Origin of the sequence: Larkinella rosea (genome assembly GCF_003858635.1) — a bacterium.
Lineage (GTDB): Bacteria > Bacteroidota > Bacteroidia > Cytophagales > Spirosomataceae > Larkinella > Larkinella rosea.
In genome coordinates this window covers 639,860-660,818 of sequence record NZ_RQJO01000008.1, presented here as the reverse complement: position 1 = coordinate 660,818, position 20,959 = coordinate 639,860, and the positions used below count along the sequence as shown (strand labels likewise).

Annotated in this window: 17 protein-coding genes; 11 read left to right on the top strand and 6 right to left on the bottom strand. The window is 52.8% G+C overall.

The window, feature by feature from the left end; all coding sequences use genetic code 11:
• Positions 1-196: 196 nt before the first annotated feature.
• Positions 197-1,684: a M61 family metallopeptidase gene (locus EHT25_RS11515; RefSeq protein ID WP_124874569.1), complete on the bottom strand. Its 1,488-nt coding sequence runs from the start codon at positions 1,682-1,684 to the stop codon at positions 197-199.
• A gap of 126 nt (positions 1,685-1,810) precedes the next feature.
• Between EHT25_RS11515 and rpmH the strand changes: the two genes are divergently transcribed.
• From rpmH to EHT25_RS11490, 5 genes are all read left to right on the top strand, one after another.
• Complete coding sequence (gene rpmH / locus EHT25_RS11510) at positions 1,811-1,978, top strand: 50S ribosomal protein L34 (protein WP_111628991.1); 168 nt, start codon at positions 1,811-1,813, stop codon at positions 1,976-1,978.
• 85 nt (positions 1,979-2,063) lie between these two features.
• Positions 2,064-2,444 (top strand): ribonuclease P protein component, encoded by a 381-nt coding sequence (rnpA, locus tag EHT25_RS11505; protein ID WP_124874567.1) that lies wholly within the window; start codon positions 2,064-2,066, stop codon positions 2,442-2,444.
• 120 nt (positions 2,445-2,564) lie between these two features.
• Positions 2,565-4,220: a S41 family peptidase gene (locus EHT25_RS11500; protein ID WP_124874565.1), complete on the top strand. Its 1,656-nt coding sequence runs from the start codon at positions 2,565-2,567 to the stop codon at positions 4,218-4,220.
• Between the two features lie 76 nt (positions 4,221-4,296).
• Positions 4,297-4,989 carry a tRNA (adenosine(37)-N6)-threonylcarbamoyltransferase complex dimerization subunit type 1 TsaB gene (tsaB, locus tag EHT25_RS11495; protein WP_124874563.1) on the top strand — a complete coding sequence of 231 codons (693 nt, stop codon included), beginning with the start codon at positions 4,297-4,299 and terminating at the stop codon, positions 4,987-4,989.
• A 5-nt stretch (positions 4,990-4,994) separates the two neighbouring features.
• Positions 4,995-5,513 carry a DUF2480 family protein gene (locus EHT25_RS11490; protein WP_124874561.1) on the top strand — a complete coding sequence of 173 codons (519 nt, stop codon included), beginning with the start codon at positions 4,995-4,997 and terminating at the stop codon, positions 5,511-5,513.
• Between the two features lie 82 nt (positions 5,514-5,595).
• Here the strand turns inward: EHT25_RS11490 and EHT25_RS11485 are convergent, their stop codons facing one another.
• The 5 genes from EHT25_RS11485 to EHT25_RS11465 form a co-directional block, all read right to left on the bottom strand.
• Entirely contained in the window at positions 5,596-6,378 is a 783-nt protein-coding gene (locus EHT25_RS11485) for a hypothetical protein (protein ID WP_124874559.1), read from the bottom strand.
• A 74-nt stretch (positions 6,379-6,452) separates the two neighbouring features.
• Entirely contained in the window at positions 6,453-7,043 is a 591-nt protein-coding gene (gene rnhB, locus EHT25_RS11480; protein WP_124874557.1) for a ribonuclease HII, read from the bottom strand.
• Between the two features lie 92 nt (positions 7,044-7,135).
• Positions 7,136-8,146: a VWA domain-containing protein gene (locus tag EHT25_RS11475; RefSeq protein ID WP_124874555.1), complete on the bottom strand. Its 1,011-nt coding sequence runs from the start codon at positions 8,144-8,146 to the stop codon at positions 7,136-7,138.
• 10 nt (positions 8,147-8,156) lie between these two features.
• On the bottom strand, positions 8,157-9,032 hold the full coding sequence (locus tag EHT25_RS11470) for a hypothetical protein (protein ID WP_124874553.1): 876 nt from the start codon (positions 9,030-9,032) through the stop codon (positions 8,157-8,159).
• Positions 9,033-9,168: 136 nt separating this feature from the next.
• Positions 9,169-10,035 (bottom strand): DUF58 domain-containing protein, encoded by an 867-nt coding sequence (locus EHT25_RS11465; RefSeq protein ID WP_124874551.1) that lies wholly within the window; start codon positions 10,033-10,035, stop codon positions 9,169-9,171.
• Positions 10,036-10,144: 109 nt separating this feature from the next.
• On the opposite strand from EHT25_RS11465, the gene EHT25_RS11460 reads away from it, so the two are divergent.
• The 6 genes from EHT25_RS11460 (at position 10,145) to EHT25_RS11435 (ending at position 20,949) form a co-directional block, all read left to right on the top strand.
• On the top strand, positions 10,145-10,690 hold the full coding sequence (locus EHT25_RS11460) for a DUF4296 domain-containing protein (RefSeq protein ID WP_229311500.1): 546 nt from the start codon (positions 10,145-10,147) through the stop codon (positions 10,688-10,690).
• Entirely contained in the window at positions 10,687-12,012 is a 1,326-nt protein-coding gene (hemG, locus tag EHT25_RS11455; RefSeq protein ID WP_124874549.1) for a protoporphyrinogen oxidase, read from the top strand. The genes EHT25_RS11460 and hemG overlap by 4 nt, the downstream gene beginning before the upstream one ends.
• Positions 12,013-12,102: 90 nt before the next feature.
• On the top strand, positions 12,103-12,903 hold the full coding sequence (locus tag EHT25_RS11450) for a polyprenol monophosphomannose synthase (protein WP_124874547.1): 801 nt from the start codon (positions 12,103-12,105) through the stop codon (positions 12,901-12,903).
• Between the two features lie 478 nt (positions 12,904-13,381).
• On the top strand, positions 13,382-13,726 hold the full coding sequence (locus tag EHT25_RS11445; protein ID WP_124874545.1) for a T9SS type A sorting domain-containing protein: 345 nt from the start codon (positions 13,382-13,384) through the stop codon (positions 13,724-13,726).
• A gap of 81 nt (positions 13,727-13,807) precedes the next feature.
• Positions 13,808-17,821, top strand: a complete 4,014-nt coding sequence (locus tag EHT25_RS11440) for a S8 family serine peptidase (protein ID WP_124874543.1) — start codon at positions 13,808-13,810, stop codon at positions 17,819-17,821.
• Positions 17,822-17,826: 5 nt separating this feature from the next.
• A complete protein-coding gene (locus EHT25_RS11435) occupies positions 17,827-20,949 on the top strand; it encodes a ligand-binding sensor domain-containing protein (RefSeq protein ID WP_124874541.1) in 3,123 nt (1,040 codons plus the stop codon).
• Positions 20,950-20,959 lie beyond the last annotated feature (10 nt).

Below are 20,959 nucleotides of genomic sequence, written 5' to 3'. Positions count from 1 at the left end.
ATCGCCGTCCGCCGGGCGGCCCCGTCATAAATCAATGTCTCATTGTCAAGAAATTGCCTGAGATAATAAGACAAATTCACTCACCACTACAGAAAGTTTAGCCTAAAAGCCGATTCGATTGGCGCTAGGTGTATTTTGACGAAATTAGTTCATCAAAGTTAATTAATAATATACTGTATATCAGGAGTTTATAAACCTATATTTTGACATTTAAACCTCCCTCAGGATGAACGCCCAACCAGCGATAGCGGTTTTCTAAACCGGTTTCGTCGTCGAGCGGAACGAGGAAAACCGCCGGTGTGGTGGTCAGGTCGGTGGCGTCATTTTCCAGTTGCAGCGCTACAAACGCCAGGTATTCGTTCAGCAGCGGTTCCAGCGGTTCGTTCCCGAAAATGCAGCGTTCGTAATACCAGTCGAGCGGTTCGCCGGCCACTTCCTCCGTAACGGCACGGTAATCGTCGAGCGTGTAGCCGATGAATGGTTTTCCAAACCGCTCCCACATCAGCCGCATCACATCGTCGAGGGAGCGGGCGTGGTTCCACTTCCGGCGGATATGCAGATCCAGAATCAGCGCGGCAATGGCCCCTTTGTAATACACCGACACTTTGCGGTTTGGAACGCCTTTGTCGTAGCCGTCGAGCCACAAATCCCAGGATGACTCGATCAGCGACTGAAACGAGCGACCGCTGGGCTCGAAATGCCGTTTCAGCAACACCTGAAACTCTTTAAAATAGGCCGTATCATCGAAAACATTCGCCCGCCGGAGGATCAGATCGCCGTAATAGGTCGTTACGCCCTCGGCCACAAAACAGGTTGTAAAGTAGTTTTCCCGGGTAAAATCATACGGCAGAAGCTCGGTCGGACGAATGCGAATGACGTTCCAGGCATGAAAAAGTTCGTGCGACGAAACGCCCAGCAAATCCGTATACAGGCCTTCGCCTTCATCGTTCGGCCCCAGCACCAGCATCGTCGAATTGCGGTGTTCGACGCCGTGGTAATAAGCCGTCGGCAGAATCAGCGTCAGAAAATGGTAGTCTTTTTCCGGGAATTCGCCGAAAAGCCGGATTTGCGTTTCCGAAAACCGGCTGAAATCGCGTTGAATGCGTTCCCAGTCCGGTTTGATGTTGCCATTGATCCAGACGTGAAAAACCGTATCATCCACCTCGTAATGAAGGTGTTGCAAATCGGGCGACGCAATGATTGGACAGTCTACCAGTTCGTAAAAATCGGACGCCAGCAAGGTTTTGGGAGCGATTTGATGCAGCCCACCGGCAATCTGCCAGTTATCCGGAATGTCGAGTTCAAGGGTACAGGTTTCCCGCAAACGGTCGTCGGTAAACAAGCAAAAATTGACCGGATTGAGGTACAGAAGCCGGTCGTCGGCGTAGCTGCTACCCGCATTGATGACGTTGCTGTAATACGTATAGCGGGCAACCAGTTCCGAAACGCCAGCGGTTTGCACCCGCCAGCGGTCTTTGGTGAGTTTCTGAAAAGCGAGCGGTTTTCCGGTTTTGTCAAAAATTTCAAACCGCTGAATATTTTTGGCAAAATTCTGGAGTTCATAACGACCCGGACGCCAGGCCGGAAGTTGCAACTCAACGGTTGGAGCCGAAAGATTCGAAAGGGAAAAATCAACCTCAATGAGTCGGGATGCCGGATTGCCGGAAGAAATTCGGTAGTGCATATCGGCGAAGATAACCCGTTGTTGACGAAAACGCTAAATGTGAGAGTCAAACTTGTTTCGTTTCGTAAGATTCTCTACCTTTGCAGACTCATTTGAAAAACAGGCATATCAAGATATAATTAAGTCATGAAAAGAACGTTTCAACCTTCGAACCGTAAGCGCCGGAACAAGCACGGCTTCCGTGAGCGCATGGCATCAGCCAATGGCCGCCGGGTTCTGGCCGCCCGTCGCGCAAAAGGACGTCATAAACTGACGGTTTCGGACGAGAAAAAAGGCGACCGGTTTAAGATCTAAATCGTTTAAAGTTTATGGTTTAAGGTTTAACGTTCAGGTCGCTGAATTAAACCTTAAACTTTAAACCATAAACCTTAAACGGATTATGAAGCAAACGTTCACGAAATCCGAACGGCTTTGCAGTAAAAAAACCATCGGACAGTTATTTCAAAAAGGTAGTGCGACCACGCGGACGTTCTACCTTTTTCCGTTTCGGCTCCTGTACAGAACGGACGCTGACCGCACTGATCCGCTGCCTGCCATCCTGATTACCGTCTCCAGCCGGAACTTCAAAAAAGCCGTCGACCGCAACCTCATCCGCCGTCGCGTTCGGGAAGCGTATCGACTAAACAAGTCGCTTCTGTTCGGAACACCCGAAAAACCGAAGCAACCGCCGTCCTATATTGTCTTTTTATATACCGCCCGCGAGAAAATTTCGTTTGAAGAGATAGAAAAAAGTATGAAATTAGCTTTGGGTCGAGTATAAGTGAATACTATTTCGCGAAGTTGAGCGGAGTAAAATAGAGTTAAGCAGAGTTTTTTTATAATTCCTCCGCTTACCTCCCCTTTTTCTCCGCTCAACTCCGCGAAACAACTCATTAAAGATATGCGCAAACGTCTGACTGTCGCCCTGGGTGCGACCCTTCTGGCAGGAAGCCTGGGTCTTTATTCGTTCCGCAACGACGACCGGTTTTTTGAAATCGCCCGCAACCTGGACATTTACGCGACACTGTTCAAGGAATTGAATCTGTATTACGTCGACGAACTGAACCCAAACCGGATGGTGAAAAACAGCATCGACGCCATGCTGAAATCACTCGATCCGTATACCAACTTTTTCGCGGAAGACGAAATTGAGGATTACATGACGATGACCACCGGGCGCTACAACGGCATCGGGGCGCTCATCGGCTCGCGGCAGGGGCGCAGCATTGTCATGATGATTTACGAAGGCACGCCCGCCGAAAAATCCGGTTTGCAGATTGGCGACGAAATCATCAAGGTCGACGGCGTGGACATCAAAACCCGGCGCGACCTGGATTCGGATAAACTGCTCCGTGGCCAAACCAATACGGCGGTGAAGCTGACGGTGAAGCGCTTTGGTGCCAAAGATCCGATCGATCTGAGCGTGACGCGCGACGTGGTGAAAATGACCAATGTGCCGTATTACGGCATGATTACACCCGAAGTCGGCTACATCGACCTGAAGGATTTTACGGGAACGGCCTCGCGCGAGGTGCGGAATGCGTTCGTCGAACTGAAAGGCAAAGGCATGAAAAAGCTGGTGCTGGACGTTCGCGAAAACCCGGGCGGTTTGCTGAACATGGCCATCGACATTGCCAACATCTGGTTGCCGCGCGAGTCGGAAATCGTGACGACGAAAGGTAAAGTAACCGAATGGAATAAAACATACACCGCGCTGAACCCACCGCTGGATCTGGAAATTCCGATCATCGTGCTGACCAACAGTCGGAGTGCATCGGCGGCCGAGATTGTTTCGGGCGTTATTCAGGACTACGACCGGGGCGTGCTGGTCGGGCAGTTGACCTACGGAAAAGGGCTGGTGCAAACCACCCGCGAACTGTCGTACAATACCAAGCTGAAAATCACGACGGCCAAATATTACATCCCAAGCGGACGTTGCATTCAGGCCATCGACTACAGCCACCGCAACCCGGACGGAAGCGTGGGTAAAATTCCGGATTCGCTGAAAACCGCTTTCAAAACCAAAGCCGGTCGCCCGGTTTTCGACGGTGGTGGGGTCACGCCCGATGTTCCGGTGGAACCGACAACACCCGCGCCGATAGCGATTAGCCTGACGAACAAGGGGTTAATTTTTGACTACGCGATCAAATACCGGCACGATCACCCGACGATCAAGCCCGCCCGCGAGTTTAGCCTGACGGACGCCGAATTTCAGGATTTTGTTTCGTGGCTGAAAGACAAGGAATACGATTATACCACGCAGGTCGAGAAAGAACTGGGTACGCTGGAGGCATCGGCCAAGAAAGAAAAATCGTTCGACCAGATTCAGGATCAGTTGAAAGCGTTGCGCACGAAACTGTCGCACAGCAAAGACGTCGATCTGGTGACGTTCAAAAGCGAACTGAAAACGTTGCTCGAGCAGGAAATTGTGGGCCATTATTACCTGCAAAAAGGCATGAAAGAAGTGTCTTTTGCCACTGACCCCGAAGTCAAAGCCGCCCTCGACCTGTTCAAAGACATGAACCGGTACCAGTCCATTTTGAAAGGAAAAAATTAAGGAAGGAGGAGGGGAGAAAAGGAAGAGAGGAGTAATGCCTTTCTTCCTTTTCTCCCCTCCTCCATTTCTCCTTTTTATGTCTCTCATTCTCTCCCTCGACACTTCCACAACCGTTTGTTCAGTAGCGCTTCACCGCGATGGAGCGGTGGTGGCCTGTTACGAATTATTCACCGACAAGTCGTCGTCGGGGATGCTGACGACCCTGATTCAGAATGCGGTTCAGCAGAGCGGTTATCAGCTTTCGGAGCTGGACGCGATTGCCGTTGCCAAAGGCCCTGGTTCGTATACGGGTTTGCGGATTGGCGTTTCGACAGCGAAAGGGTTGTGTTTTGCGCTCGATAAACCATTGCTGGCGATCAACACGCTCGAAGCGATGGCGCACCAACTGAGCGGTTTTTACCCCATCTCCCACGCCCTCTGCCCCCTGCTCGACGCCCGGCGGATGGAAGTCTACGGTGCGGTGTATGATTTCGAAGGCCGTGAAATTCAGCCAACATCCGCGCAAATTATTGACGAACAGTCGTTTGCGGATTTGTTGACGGAACGACCTGTGGTATTTTTCGGAAACGGGGCGGCCAAATGCCGGGCGGTTTTAGGTCATCAAGCGAATGCGGTTTTTCCGGAATCGGTCGTTCATCCTTCGGCCAAAACTGTGGGCAAACTGGCGGCCATTGCTTATGTGGAAAACCGCTTCGAAAACGTCGCCGATTTTGAACCATACTATCTAAAGGATTTTGTGGGAACCAAGCCGAAGAAATTGGTTGTTTAGCGGGTATGGAAACGGAACTGATTGTCAATCGTGTCGCCAAAAGTGGCCTGGTATCGCTGGATTTGGAAGATTATTACCACCCCGGCGAGCGGGTTGTCTATGATTTGAAAGACAATCTGTTTATGGGCCTGATCCTGAAGGAAAAAGATTTCCGGGAGTTTCTGAAAACCCACGACTGGAGTCAGTATGAAGGCAAAAACGTGGCCGTCACCTGCACCGAAGACGCCATCGTACCGACCTGGGCATTTATGTTATTGACCATTCATCTGGAGCCTCACGCCCACACGGTGGTGTTTGGCACGCTTCAGGATCTGGAGGAAAAACTCTACTTCGACGCCATCGCCCGCATCAACATCGACGACTACCGTGACGCCCGCGTGGTTGTGAAAGGATGCAGCAAAGTGCCGGTTCCGACGGCTGCTTACGTTGAAATCACCCGCCGACTGCGCCCCGTCGCCCAAAGCATCATGTTTGGTGAACCCTGTAGCACCGTACCGTTGTACAAACGTCCGAAACAAGGGTAACGGTTTACGGTTTTCCGTATTCGGTGGCTGACGCGTTCATGGAGTAGCAGGCGTCAGCCACCGAATACGGAAAACCGTAAACCTATTTGTTATAAACAAACTCCTCCTTCCGCCCATCGGGGTAGATCATCCGAACCGGATAACCGTCGGAACGGTATTCGTAACGATAACGCGCTACTTCCTCAATACCCGTAGTTGGGTTAATCGACCGGATTCCAACAATGTTATTAGCACTCATGAACCAGCTAATTTCCGCATCGATCCGGACCGGTTTATACGGATTTGGAGCCGTATCATACTCATAAACACCCTCTCCCGAACCCTGAATCACATTTCCCCGGCTGTCGTACGCAAAGGTAGCAGAAGACGCCAGACGGTTCGTAGGATCGTAAATATCTCTTCGGATGATCCGTTTTTGAGCGTCGTAGGTAAACCGGCTGGACGACCGGTAATCAAATTTTTTGTCGATGAGGGTGTACGCCTTTCGTTCGCTGATGGTCGTATCGGCATTGTAAACCGTTTCGGTGTAGGAATACAGTGTTAGCGGCAGATTGGAAACACGGGTCGACGACCAGGGCGGATTCGTATAATATTGCTCGATCCGCAGGGTTGTCGAGTTAAGCCAACGAAAAGCCAGCTTACTATCCGGGTTGCCATCGGGCCGATTGGTGGTGATTTCCTGAATGCGTTTATTGGCGTCATACAGGTAATGAGTGGATTCAACAGTCGCAGGCCGGGCCGGGTCCGCAAAATAATCGTGGCGAATCAGGCGAATGTCTTGTCCGCGGGCCAGAATAGCGTCTTCGTTTTTGCGGTTGCAGGCCAGCACGACCAGCAGTAGCAACAAAACCGGAATTGTTTTCATTAGGGTTTAGGTCAAAGCGGATACGGACAGGACTCCGCTGAAGGACAAAACGTTGGAAGCTGTTTTGATAAATTCTACACCAGCCGAAAACTCATCCGGTGCCAGCGGCAGGGGCCGTGTTCCTGAATCGCACGACGGTGGAAGGGCGTTGGATAGCCGACGTTTCGTTCCCAGCCGTAATGCGGAAATTCGAGGGATAGTTTTTCCATCAATTCATCGCGGTAGGTCTTCGCCAAAACCGATGCGGCCGCAATCGACAGAAATTTCGTGTCGCCCTTCACGATGCAGGTGTGCGGAATCATCGGGTAATTAACAAACCGGTTTCCGTCGATCAGCAAATGATCCGGTTTTACGCCATCCACCTGACTCATCACCTCATCCAGCGCCTGGTGCATCGCCAGAAAGCTGGCTTTCAGGATGTTGATGCGGTCGATTTCTTCGTTCGAAACTTCGGATACCGCCCAGGCCAGGGCGTCGCGCTGCAACTCCTCCCGCAGTTTCTCGCGTTGGTCGCGGCTCAGCTGTTTGGAATCGGTCAGGATCGGATGGGTGTAATCCTTCGGTAAAATTACCGCAGCCGCCACCACCGGCCCGGCCAGACAACCGCGCCCCACCTCATCCAGCCCCGCTTCAATGTAGTTTTCGTTGTAATAGGATAGTAGCATGATAGAGGTGAGAGGATAGACAAGAGAGGTGAGACAGGAGAAATGAGATAAACGTCTTCACTCCCTTGTCTCACATCTCTTGTCTATCCTCTTTAATCTTCTAATATATTTCCAAAAATGGTGTTTTTCAGGAACAGGGTCAGCAGCAGAAAAACCAGGGCCCAGTAGAGATACATCCGGTAAAAATCTTTTACATCCTTGTAAATCACGGTTTTGACGGGGGCTTTCTCCAGCCGGTCGATTTCGTTGAAAACCGCCTGAAGCCGGGTCGCGTCGCCTGCCCGGAAAAAACTCCCGCTGCCGATGTTGGCGATCGTCGTCAAAATGCCTTCATCCATCGTCACCGTCGCCAGATTGCTGGACACGCTCGGCAGCGGAGGTCGGCCGATGGCAACGGTATAAATTCGAATGTTGAACGCCTTGGCCAGCCGCGCCACCGTCACCGGGTCGAGGTTTCCGGCGGTATTGTCGCCGTCGCTGAGCAGAATGGTCACCTTGCTTTTCACTTTCGATTCGCGCATCCGGTTGATGCAAACCGCCAGGGCGCTGCCAATGGCCGTGCCGGACGTTTTGATCATGCTGTCGTCGAGCTCGTTCAGGTAACCGTTCAGCAAATCGTGGTCGGTGGTGAGCGGGCAAAGTGAATAGGCTTCACCCGCAAAAATCACGAGGCCAATCCGGTCGTTTCGGCGGCTTTTAACAAAACTGCGGGCGACGCGTTTGGCTGCTTCCAGTCGATTGGGTTTGAGATCGGTTTCGGCCATCGACGATGAAATGTCAATGGCCAGCATTAAATCGATGCCTTCGGCCACCCGTTCGGTTTCTTCGCGGACGAGCTGGGGCCGGGCCAGGGCCATCAGAATGAGCGTGGTGGCGATAAAGAAACTGAGTGGCAGTAAATACCGCAAGCTCCCCACCAGCGACGGCTGAAGTTCGGTCTGGTTCAACGCCACATTCAGCCGCTGCCGGGCCTGGCTGGACAACAACGTCCGCAAACCGAACAACACCAGAATGGCGGGAATGGCGTACAAATAGATCGGTTGCGCCCAGGTAAACTGGCGCAGCTGCGAAATTGTAAACCATTGATACGAAAACCACTCCATGCTTACCTGTTCAAAGACGTTCTTCCTGATTCACTTCCTCTTCCTGCAACTGGACACTGCTCCGGCGGTAGGCGTCGTCGGCTACCTCGTTCAGAATCCGGAGCGATTGCTGCGTCTGGTCGGAATAAACACTGCCGTAAATAACGCCGTCAATCTCTTTTAAGGCGTCGGCCAGCCGAATATCCTGCACAGATTCAACAATTTCGCGGGTCGTCAGCGACGTAAACGGTTTTCGTTCGAGCCTCTCCATGTACTTTTTCCAGATCACGACCGCCCGTCCGGCGTCTTCGTGGGCGGTTTCGGGACCAATGCCGCGCGTCAGTCGCGCAAAAGACCGCTGAAAATCCTGGTATTGCCGGTATAACTGATACCGCCGGATGCGCGTTCGGATGTTTCGCCCAAAAAACAACAACAGAACGCCCGCCAGCAGGCAAATTCCCGCCAGAATCGTCATTAGTAACGGATAATTCATTTGTTGCCGGAGCGAAACCACGGCGGTATTGGTCGACAGCCGCAGCGTGTCGGGGCGCATGGTCTGAATCCGTTCGCGCAGTCGGATCGTGTCGGAATTGGAAAAAACGACGGTGCAGTCGGTGGGTGTCCGGAGCAACAAAACCGGTACGCGCAGCGTTTGCATAGGCCCGGTTTCGAACGAAACCAGGGTATACACCGAGCTGTCGAGACTGCCCCTGGCGTCGGTTCTGGTGGAAAAAAACGAAACATCCCGCACCAGAAACGGTGGAAAATGCCGGGCCGTATCCGGGAAAAGAATATCGATACCGGGCCGGTGGCGAATGCTCAGCGAATACTGAAACGGTTTGCCAATTTCAATCGTGTCGGTCAGGAAAACGCCTTTGGGGACTTGCGCATGTAGAGAAATGAACAATGAATAATGAATAATGAATAATGAACACCGAATAGCGAGCCGTCGGACAATTCCGTTTAACGGCAAGATTCGGGCAAACGATTCGTACTTTTTATTCATTGTTAATTATTCATTGGTCATTGTGAACACGTTCGTGTCACCGGGTTTTGCGGACGCGGAACAGCTCGATCAGTTGCGGAACGTAATCCGCCTGCGAATCGAGGGCGACGTAATTGGCGTTATACTGTTTGCAAAACCGCTCCAGTTGCTGCTGGCTTTGCCGAAATGTCTGCTTGATGCTGTCGCGGAAGCTTGCGGAGGAGGTGTTGACCCAAACCGTTCGGCGGCTTTCCGTGTCATAAACCGGGATAATGCCCAACCGAGGCAGGTTGGTTTCCCGCTGGTCGTACATGTGAATCACCACCAGATCGTGTTTTCGGGCGAGGGCTTTCAGGTTGTGTTCATAACCCGAATCGATAAAGTCCGAAACCAGAAAAACCACGCTCCGGCGTTTCAGCACATTGAGCGTAAACAGCAGCGCATCGGCCAGATTGGTCCGAACCGACTCCGGTTTCAGTTTGAACAAATTGACAATCAACTGATAACCGTGTTTCATGCTGTTCGACGGTTTCAGGTATTTCTCTTTCTGATCCGAAAAACAGTACATTCCCACGTGGCTGGCTTCCTTGATGGCCGACAACGCCAGTACCCCGCAGACTTCGCGGGTGGTGTCGAGTTTTGAGTGGGTCGAGGTTCCGATTTCCTGCGACGCACTGACGTCGATCACGAAAAAAACCGTCTGGTCTTTTTCTTCCCGAAAAATCTTAACGAAGGTTCCGTGGCCTTTCGACGAGACGTTCCAGTCGATGGCCCGCACGTCGTCGCCGTATTGGTAGGTCCGCAAGTCGCTGAACTCCAAACCGGAACCCTTAAAGATCGACCGGAAATTACCGCGCATCTGCGAGTTAACGGCTTTTCGGATCCGGATTTCAAACTGATAGAGTCGTGCCAAAAAATCGTGCATCGTATTTTTCAGTCAAACAGCACTGAAAATTTGTTAAAATTTGTTCAGTGGAGACGAGCAGCGTGTTAGTAAGAACAGGATTCCCGACATTTGTATCCAAGTACCCGTTTTGACAAAAATAACGAAATTGAACGCGCAACTGTACAGCCATTTTCGACAATGGACGCTGTTTATCTTAATTAGCCTGACGCTGGCTTGCCAGAACTCATCGACGGAAGCGCCCGATAACCTGATTCCGGAAAAGCAAATGGCGCAGATTCTGAGCGAAATCCACCTGGCCGAAGCACGCGTTACGAAGCTAAACCGGGTTTCGCAGGATAGTAATACCTTGATTTACAAACACCTGGAAAAACAGGTTTTTCGAAAATACAAAGTAGACACGGCGGCTTATTCCAAAAGTTACACCTATTACTCGTCAAACCCCGAGCTGTTGGCGGATATCTACAAACAGGTAACCGAAGAACTGGAACGGCGCAAAAAAAAGGTGGATACCATCAGCGTGGCCAAAGCGACACCGATCGTCCAGCCCCAAAAACCGGTCGATAGCAGCAAGACCGGCAAAAAAAAGTTGACGGCCCGAATCAAAACCGTGGTGGATAGCAGCAATGCCAACAAGAATAAACTACCCGCCCGACTCAAAAACCTGAAGAAATGATTGCCATTATTGGAGCGGGAATCTCGGGCCTGACGCTGGCCCATGAACTCCAGCAACGCCAGCAACCCTATCACTTATTCGACCGCAATAGCGAAGCGGGTGGCGTAATGCTTTCCCGGCGCGAAGGAGATTACCTGATCGAACGCGGCCCTAATTCGCTGCTGGGCGATGCAGAAATGCTGAACTGGCTCGATCAATTGGGTTTGACGCCGGAAATTAGTTTTGCGGGGGCCGTCAGCAAAGCCCGCTATATGTATCGGAACGGCGCCTACCGCAAACTGCCGTCGGGCCCGTTATCGCTGCTTTTTTCGTCTTATTTTAGCTGGGAAACCAAAAAAGCGTTTTGGCGGGAACGTTCCAACCGCACGGTTTCACCCCCCGGCGAAACGCTGAGCGCCTTTTTTCGTCGGCGGTTTTCGCAGGAAGTGGTCGAGTACGCACTGGCGCCGTTTGTGGCGGGTACGTACGGCGGTGATCCCGACCGGCTGCTGGTGTCGGAAACGTTTCCAATGCTGCTGGATTACGAAAAAACGTATGGTTCGGTGCTGACCGGTTTTATGAAAAATGCGGGCTCGACCGGTCGACGGCAGTCGTTCAGTTTCCGTAACGGATTACAGACATTGCCCCTAAAGCTCGCCAGTCAATTGAAAACCGCTCATTTCAACGATTCAGTCAACCGACTCAGCAAAACCGCAACCGGCTGGCGGCTGGAAACCGCGAGCGGTACGTATACCGCCGACGCCGTGGTGCTGGCCTGCGATTCGGGCACTTCTGCGGGGCTACTCGAACCCGTCTGGCCGGAGGTGGCCGCGCTGTTGCAACAAATTGATTATCCGCCCATGACCGAAGTGCACACGGTTTATAAACGGGCCGACGTGGCGCACCCGCTCAACGGATTCGGCGGGCTGAATCCCCGCATTGAAAACCGGTTTGTGGCCGGACACATCTGGAGCAGTTCGGTTTTCGAAGGCCGTTGCCCGGCCGATGAAGTGCTGTTTACGAGTCTGGTGGGTGGTCGGCAAAGCGCCGGGAATGCACTACAGCCAGACGAAACCATTCGGGATCGCGTACATCAGGAGTTGGTTCAGGCATTCGGGGTTCGGGCCCAAACACCCGTTCGGCAGTGGCTTCAGCGCTGGGAACGCGCCATTCCACAATACGACGCCCGGATGGTGCCAGTTCGGGAAAAAATGCCGACGCTGGAGCCGGACGGCCTGTTTGTGTGTGCCAACTGGTATCAGGGCGTTAGCCTGTCGGACTGCATCCGGAAAGCCAAAGCACTTGCCGTACGACTCACGGAACTGAAAATCACTGAATCCTAGGCAGTTTTAACAAATTTTAAGGCCGGGATTACATAAAATCGGCTTTTTTTGTGTTATTGAGAAAAGGCGTACACTAACCCAAATCAAACCTTGAAAGAATGTTTGGTGGTCATTCCGACCTACAACGAAATCGAAAACATTGAGGTCATCATTCGAAAAGTGTTGAGTTTACGGACTCCTTTTGATGTGCTGATTGTCGATGACGGCTCACCGGATGGCACAGCCCGACGAGTGAAAGAATTACAGCAGGAATACGGGGCTGATGGATTGCCGTGGCGGCTTCACCTCATGGAACGCAAGGGCAAACTGGGGCTCGGCACAGCTTACATCGCCGGTTTTCAGTGGGCTCTGGGTCAGGGTTACCAGTATATCTGCGAAATGGACGCCGATTTTTCCCACAATCCCGACGATCTGGTGCGGCTTTACGAAGCCTGTGTCAATACCGGCAACGAGGTCGCCATCGGCTCCCGGTATATTACCGGTGTGAACGTGGTGAACTGGCCGATGGGCCGGGTGCTGATGTCGTATTTTGCCGGGATTTACGTACGGTTTATTACCGGCATGTCGGTGATGGACCCGACGGCGGGCTTTATCTGCTACAGCCAACACGTACTCAGGACCATACTCCAGAATAATATTCGGTTTGTTGGCTACGCGTTCCAGATAGAAATGAAGTTTTTGACCTGGAAATACGGGTATCGCATGACGGAAGTACCAATTATTTTTACAGATCGCACCAAGGGCGTATCCAAAATGTCGACCGGGATTTTTAAAGAAGCTGTTTTTGGCGTGTTACAGATGAAAATTGCCAGCTTTTTCCGGCAATACATACCCCCACAGAAACAATCGGAACCGGTTTCGCTAAAACCGGAAACGTCTGAAGCGGTGTAGGAAAAACCTACACCGCTTTTTTTTCATCCTGACCGGAAATCGGGCTCGAAGTCTGGTACGAGTACTCATTGTATTATTCAGAGATACGATAGTCTGATCCTTCGGGCTTGAGAGCGGTTGATTTTTCCAAAAAAGACACCTGATTGTTCAGATCATTGATTTTTGAGTAATCAAATGGCGTGAAAAAGTCCTGTCAGGATCGGAAAATAAAAAATATAATTGTATTATATAAAGAACTTTTGAATTTTTCGAATATTTCTCATTCTTGACGAAACGGCAAGGCTGAAAATTTAATGTAAGTTATTAAAAAATAAACCAAATAATATTTGGTACGGATAAGTACAATTGCAATTACCTATAGAAATAAAAATTGCACTGAAAATCAGCGTCTTAAATGGGCAGAACTTTATACCATCTTTTTATAGTTACTTTGTTGAACAATAACAAAAAAGGTTTTTCACCGTAAACAAATAAAAAGATGAACACCACACTCAAAGCTTCGTTAATTGCCTTAGGAATGGCAATCGTTATGATTTTCGTTGTCGACGCAGTTACACCTAAATCCCTGTTAAATTCTTTAGTGAATCATTCAGGACCACAGGCGAACGTAACGGTCGTTGTAAATAGAGTTGACGATCAACCGATTACGGTTAAATTATCAAAATTGAACGGCGAAGTAATTGCCAGCGAACAATTGGGAGAAGGTAATACGATTCATTTCGGTTTGAAAGATGCCGAAAATGGAACCTACCGGGTTGAAGTTTCCAACGCAACTACGAAAAAGGTAAAAGAGGTCGTTCTTTCAGCTCAGAAGGCGGTTTAATACGAAACGGATTAAAAATCCGTTCTGATTACATGCTAAGCCCAACAGTTTTAAATAACTTGTTGGGCTTAGCTTTTTTTTATGTCTTTACTTTTCCGATACCTGTGCATTGGCCTGTTGGTGGGCGTGGCATTGGGAGCCAATGCGCAAAAACCGCTGTATACTCTGCAGCAGCGAACGACGCTTAACCGCCTTAGCCAGAGTTTGCAGCAAAACCGCCAGCCGTCGTATCTGCGGGCCGTTGAAATCGCCCGAAACCGCCGGATTCCCCTGCGTCAGGAACGCTCCGACGGAACCGTTCTGATGCTGAGCGATATCGACGAACGGGGAAATCTGCTCTTTAACGCCACCACCAGTACGACCCGCGCCGGAAATACGACCCGGACATCGGCACTCTATTCGGGCGGGTCACTCGGTTTGTCGTTATCGGGAAACAGCGCGACCGTGCGCGACAAACTGGGTATCTGGGATGGCGGCAAAGTTCGTCCGACCCACGTGGAACTGGCCGGGCGGGTGACCCAACGCGATAGCAACAAAACCATCTCCAATCACCCCACCCACGTGGCCGGAATTATGATTGGGCAAGGAGTGAATGAGCGGACGCGGGGCATGGCGTTCGGGGCCAATCTGAAAGCGTATGATTTTGATAATGACGACGCCGAAATTGCGGCTGCGGCACCGGATCTGTTGCTCTCCAACCATTCGTATAACATTGTGGCGGGCTGGCTTTTCAACGCCGACCGGGCGGGTGACCTCAAATGGGAGTGGTGGGGAGACTCAACCGTCAGTGCGTCCGACGATTACAAATTTGGGATTTATAACAATGGAGCGCGTAGTCTGGATCGCATTGCCGTGGCGGCACCCTATTACCTGCTGGTGAAATCCGCCGGAAACACCCACGGCCAGAACGGGCCGGGCGCGGGGATTTCCTACTGGATCGGGAACAGCAACACCATGAGCAAAACCGCCCGCAACAACCAGAACGGGTACGATCAGATTTCGACGGATTGCAACGCCAAAAACATTCTGTCGGTGGGTGCCGTCAGCAGTATTCCGACCGACTATGCCCAGCCTTCGGATGTTCGGCTGGCCAGTTTCAGTTCGTGGGGGCCGACCGACGACGGGCGCATCAAACCGGATCTGGTGGGTGTGGGCGTCAGCGTCTTGTCGGCCGGATCGGCCAGCGACAACGCCTACACCACCCTTTCCGGCACGTCAATGGCGGCTCCGAACGTGTCGGGTTCGCTGCTGCTGTTGCAGGAATATTACGCCCAGTTGCACAATGGTCAGTTCATGCGGTCGTCGACCTTGAAAGGGCTGGCGCTGCACACCACCAACGAAGCCGGTGACGCCCCCGGACCTGATTACCGGTTTGGTTGGGGACTGCTCAATGCAGAAAAAGCCGCCCGGGTGATCGGGAATGTCGACAAAAGCCACCTTCTGGAAGAGCGGACGTTGAATCAGGGCGACAAGCAAACCGTGCAACTGGTGGCATCGGGGCGCGGGCCGCTGGTTGTAACCATTTGCTGGACCGACCCGGAAGCGGCAGCGTTGACGGCAACGGCCGCGAATTTTAATAACCGGACTCCCCGGCTGGTCAACGATCTGGACATTCGGGTGGCCGACGGTTCGCAAACCCGCCAGCCCTGGGTGCTCGATCCCGCCAATCCCGCCAATCCGGCCACACGGGGCGATAACGTTCGGGACAATGTGGAGCAAATTCTGATTGCAGATGCCATTCCCGGAAAAACCTACACCTTGACCATTTCGCACAAAAATACCCTGCTGAACGGCAAACAGGATTTTGCCTTGATCGTCAGCGGAACCGGCGGGAAGGAATATTGTGCGTCGGCGGCTACATCGACGGGTTCGGCCAACATCGACCGTGTGCGGTTTGGCACGATCGATCAGGCCGGCAGCGCCGGTTGTCAGACGTATTCCGATTTTACGAATGCAACGGCTTCCGTGTCGATTGGGCAGAAACTGCCGCTGGATATAACCATTGGTTCCTGCGGAGAAAACCGCCCAACCATCACCAAAGCATTCATAGACTGGAACATAGATGGTGATTTTGACGATGCTGATGAACTGGTGGCCACTTCTTCCGCTTTGACTACCTCGGCGGTTTTTTCGGGTACCGTGACCACACCGAGCGGTTTAATAGACGGACAATCTACCCGCATGCGGATCGTGACGGTGGCCACGGCGGACGCCAACGCGGTGCAGGCGTGTGGCAACTACGCGAATGGCGAAACGCAGGATTATCAGGTGCGGTTTGTTCGGCCGCAAAATGATGTCGGAATCAGTGCGGTGCTGTCGCCCCAGAACGGTTTTTGCAACCAGACCGACTTTCAGGTGGTGGTAACCATTCGTAATTATGGCTCAACGGAACAGCGCAACATTCCGGTTTCCGTCCAGATTCTGGCGCCCTTTGGAACCGCTGTTGCCAATCTGCGCGACACCCTGAAAGTAGCGTTGGGGCCATCGCAGGAAACGCAGTTGCTTCTGCGTGGTCAGGGCGAATTCCGAGCCGCCACCGCCTATCGCTTCATCATTCAGTCGCGTTTGGCAACCGACCAGAATATGGCCAATGATGAACTGGTGAGCATTTTGACCACTTCGGCGACCACGACCGAGCAGGGTAGTTTCTCCGTTTCCGCCTGTGACAATAGTGCCGTATCCCTGCGCAATACCGGCAGCGGCACGGCTTTCTGGTACGACGCCCCGACGGGCGGGAATCTGATTGGCGCCGGAAACCAGGCAACAGCCCTCAGCCGACCGGCCAGCGGAATTTATTACGCAGCCTTAAACCAATTTACCGGCGTTGTCGGTCCACCAACGAAGCAGACCTTCGGGGGGGGGACCTATTCGGGCAATTTTGGCCCGCAGCCCGTCTTTTCAACGCAGGTTCCGATTGTGCTGGAAAGTGCGCGGTTATACATTGGCAGCGCGGGCCGGATTACGTTTACGGTTCAAAAACCGGGCGGTGCAGCCGTTTCCAGCGTCACGCTCGACGTAACCCCAACCCGCAGTGCCAATACGCCCGTCGGAACACCACCAGCGGGGCAGCTATCGGACGATCCAACCGATCCGGGCGCTGAATACCTGCTGAATTTGTCGATTCCCGAAGCAGGAACCTACTCCATTGCCATTGCGTACGAAGACGGCGCGTCGATTTTTCGGAGTAATCTGGGTGTCACCGGTTTCCCGTTTCAGATTCCCGGCGTGATGAGTTTGAAAGGTTCGTTATTTAATAGTGCGGACACGCTAACGACGGCCTATTATTATCTGTACAATCTGCGGGTCAAAGCCGCCGGTTGCCCGGCGTCGGAGCGGGTGGCCGTAACGCCAAAACCGGGGGCTGCTGTGGTGGCCGTGGTAACGCCCGACGGATCGCCGGATATTTGCCGGGGCACGTCAGTTGTATTGCGGGCGAAAGACGTAGTTGGTTATTCGTACCAATGGTTTTTGAACGGGCAGGCCGTTTCGGGAGCAATGTCGTCGACCTTGTCAGTGGCCGCAGCCGGTTCCTACAGTGTCCGGGCTTCGGGCGAGTGTCCACCGGCGACCTCAGCAGCAGTAGTGGTGACCGTCAAAGATCCGCAGGCTCCGACGATTACCCGCGACGGGTATAAGCTGACGTCCAATGCAGCCACCGGCAACCAGTGGTTTCTGAACGGTGTCCCGATTCCGGGCGCGAACCAGCAGTCGTATACCGCCCAGCAGTCCGGCAAGTATTCCGTACGGGCCAACGCCAATGGCTGCGCCGAACTGCTTTCGCAGGAAATTACGCTGGACGTGATTACGGCGGTCAATCCACCCGCTCTTGCCGAAACCGGTCTGCGGATTTTCCCGAATCCGGTGGCGAAACAGGTGACGATTGCGTTTGTACCCGAATCCGTCAAAAGCCGGACGTACCGGTTTACGCTGGTGGATGTGCGCGGTGTTGCGTTGCGCTCGGGGGTTTTGGGTCGGACAGCCACCAATTACTCCGGCATCATCGACGTAGCGACTTTGCCCGCTGGCTTGTTTTTTGTGTTGATTCAGGACGAAGAAGGCCGGACGGTGCAACGGAGTAAAGTTATTAAGCAGTAAATTCCATGAAAACCCGGACTATATTCCGTCTGCTGGTTTGCATCGGCCAGCTCGTTGTTGTGGGGCTGAATCACAGCTGGGGGCAGCTTCCTTCGCATCAGGGGTCGGGGCGGTTTTCACATCTGTCAGCTGAACACGGGCTTTCCCAGAATTCTGTGCTGTGCATCTGGCAGGACCGGGATGGTTTTCTCTGGCTGGGTACGCGCGACGGCCTGAACAAGTACGACGGGTATTCCTTTACGGTTTATAAACCCGATCCGGCTGACCCGGCACATACGTTTGGGCACAATGTCATTACGTCCATTTGCGAAGACCGCGCGGGCCGGATGTGGGTAACGACGCTGGGCGGAGGGCTTCACCGGTTCGACCGGCGGAGCGGAAAAGCCCAGGCTTTCCGGATCGATCCCGCCCGGATTTCGCTGCGCAATGTGATGTATTCGGTCATCGAAGACCACGAAGGTTTGCTTTGGATCGCTTCGCGGGAAGGGCTCAACCGGTTTGACCCGAAAACCAACACCTTTCAGACATTCAATCCGCCCAGCCCGGCCGGGTCCGACATCTATGCGGTTCAGGAAGATCGTGGGGGAAAGCTCTGGGTCGGAACGCGGGAAGGCTTGTTCCGGTTTGACCGCCGGACAACCGCCTACACCCGGATTGAATTACCGCTCGAAGCCGCGGACACGACGACTTCCATTTCAACCCTGGTTGCAGACCCGGCCGGAACACTCTGGATTCAGTCCGAAAGCGGAAAGCTGTACCAGATGAAACCGGGCAATGCGCCCGTCAGTTACAACACCTTCAAAACCGTTCGGCACGATAACCGGTCGCTGTCGCTGAGCGGTGCCTTATTCACCGATCGGTCCGGAAATGTCTGGATTGCTCCGCCCGGTCAGGGAGGCTTGTTCCGGCTGGAACTGGCAACCGGTCAATGGGTTCGTTTTCACGCCAATCAACTGCAATCGGGGAGCCTGAGCAGCAACATGATTTATTCGATTTTTCAGGATCGGGAAGGGAGCATCTGGGTCGGAACGGACAACGGGCTGGATAAACTGAGCCCGGTGCCGGAGAAGTTTCAAACGTTTCAGGTCGTTTTGAACAACGGCGCGACGCGTTTACCGGAAAACAGCATTCGGGCGTTGTGCCAGGATCACACGGGAACCATTTGGCTATCCAATGAGTCGGACGGCCTTTATTCGTACGAGCTTCGGACGGGCGTTTACCGGTATTTTCCGGCCGATGCGGCTCAACCCGGCCAACTTGCCAGTAAAGATGTCAATGCGATCTGGGAGGATCACACCGGTCAGTTGTGGATCGGTGCCGGAAGCTACCTGCACCGTTACGATCGAAAAACCGGTCGGTTTACCCGGTTTTTCAGCGAAGTGGGCGTACGGAGCATTCGGGAAGGATCGGACGGAACGTTGTGGATTGGCGGCCGGGGAATGGCCCGTTTTGATCCGCGAACCCAGCAGTTCGTCTACTACCGGCATGATCCGAAAAATCCGGCCAGCCTGAGCGATGAAGGTCTGATTGTGGCCCTGCCCACCCGCGACGGAACGGTCTGGGCGGCTTCGAGTCGCAAAGGACTTAGCCGACTTACGGTCGCAACGGGGCGTTTTCGGCACTACCAGCCCGATTTTCAATACTCACAGGGCCACGTGAACGACAAAGACATCCGGTGTCTGTACGAAGATAGCCGGGGCCGGTTATGGATCGGAACCAATCAGGGCGGTTTAAACCGCTACGATTCGAAAACCGACTCCTTTACGGCTTTCACCACGCACAACGGCCTGCCGAGCAATCACATTGTCGGTATTCTGGAAGACAATGAAGGCAATTTGTGGCTGGCCACCAATCACGGTGTCTGCCGGTTCAATCCCAACTCGTATGTGTGCCGGAATTATGACAAAAGCGACGGACTGCAAGCCAACGAATTCTTTGAAGCCTACGCCCGTGGCCCGGAAGGCGACCTGTTATTCGGCGGAGCCAACGGCTTTAGCCTGTTTTCGCCCCACACCATCCGCACCAATTCCCGGATTCCGCCCGTGCACATTACCAGCGTGCAGATCGGAAAGAAAAACACCGCGCTGCCCGAAAAACCGCTGACCTTATTGTACAAAGACAATGACCTCTCGTTCGATTTTGTTGCCCTGAATTTCATCCAGTCCGAAAAAAACCAGTATGCTTACCAGTTAGTCGGCGTCGATAAGGACTGGGTTTACTGCGGCACCCGGCGGTTTGTGAGCTATCCCAATCTGCCACCGGGCGACTACCAGTTCCGCGTCAAAGCCGCCAACAACGACGGGGTCTGGAACGAGAAGGGAGCGTTGCTGAACATCACGATTCAACCGCCTTTCTGGCGAACGGGCTGGTTTATCATCCTGAACGCAATTGCCCTGCTGGGGCTGATTTACGGGGGATTCCGGTTCCGAATCCGGCAGATTGAACGGAAGGAACGGCAAAAAACCGCCATCAATAAAAAGCTGGCTGAAATGGAAATGCAGGCGCTGCGGGCGCAAATGAACCCGCATTTTATTTTCAACAGCCTGAACTCGATCAACCGGTTTATCATGAAAAACGAATCGGAAGCCGCTTCGGATTATTTGTCGAAATTCTCGAAATTAATCCGGCTGATTCTGCAACACGCCACGGCCCCAACGGTTAGTTTAGAAAGCGAACTGGAAGCGCTTTCGTTGTACGTAAAGCTGGAATCGGTGCGGTTCGACGGGCAGTTTACGTTTGCCATTCAGGTGGATGAGCAGATCGAACCGGCGTATACCATTATCCCGCCGATGATCATCCAGCCGTACGTGGAGAACGCAATCTGGCACGGTTTGATGCAGAAAGAACTGGGCGGGCACCTGACGATCGACGTTCGGAAGCAGAATGAACTGTTAATTTGCACGATTGAAGACAATGGTGTGGGCCGCCAGAAAGCCGCCGAGCTAAGAAGCAAATCGGCGACCCACGCTAAATCGATGGGCATGCAGATTACCGCCGACCGTCTGAAGTTGAGCCAGACACTGTACGGTCAGCAACCGACGGTGGTGATTCACGATCTGGTGGATGCGCTGGGCGAACCGGCGGGAACGCGCGTGGTGTTAAAGATTCCGCTGGCGCAGTCCAGTTAATGAATTGAAT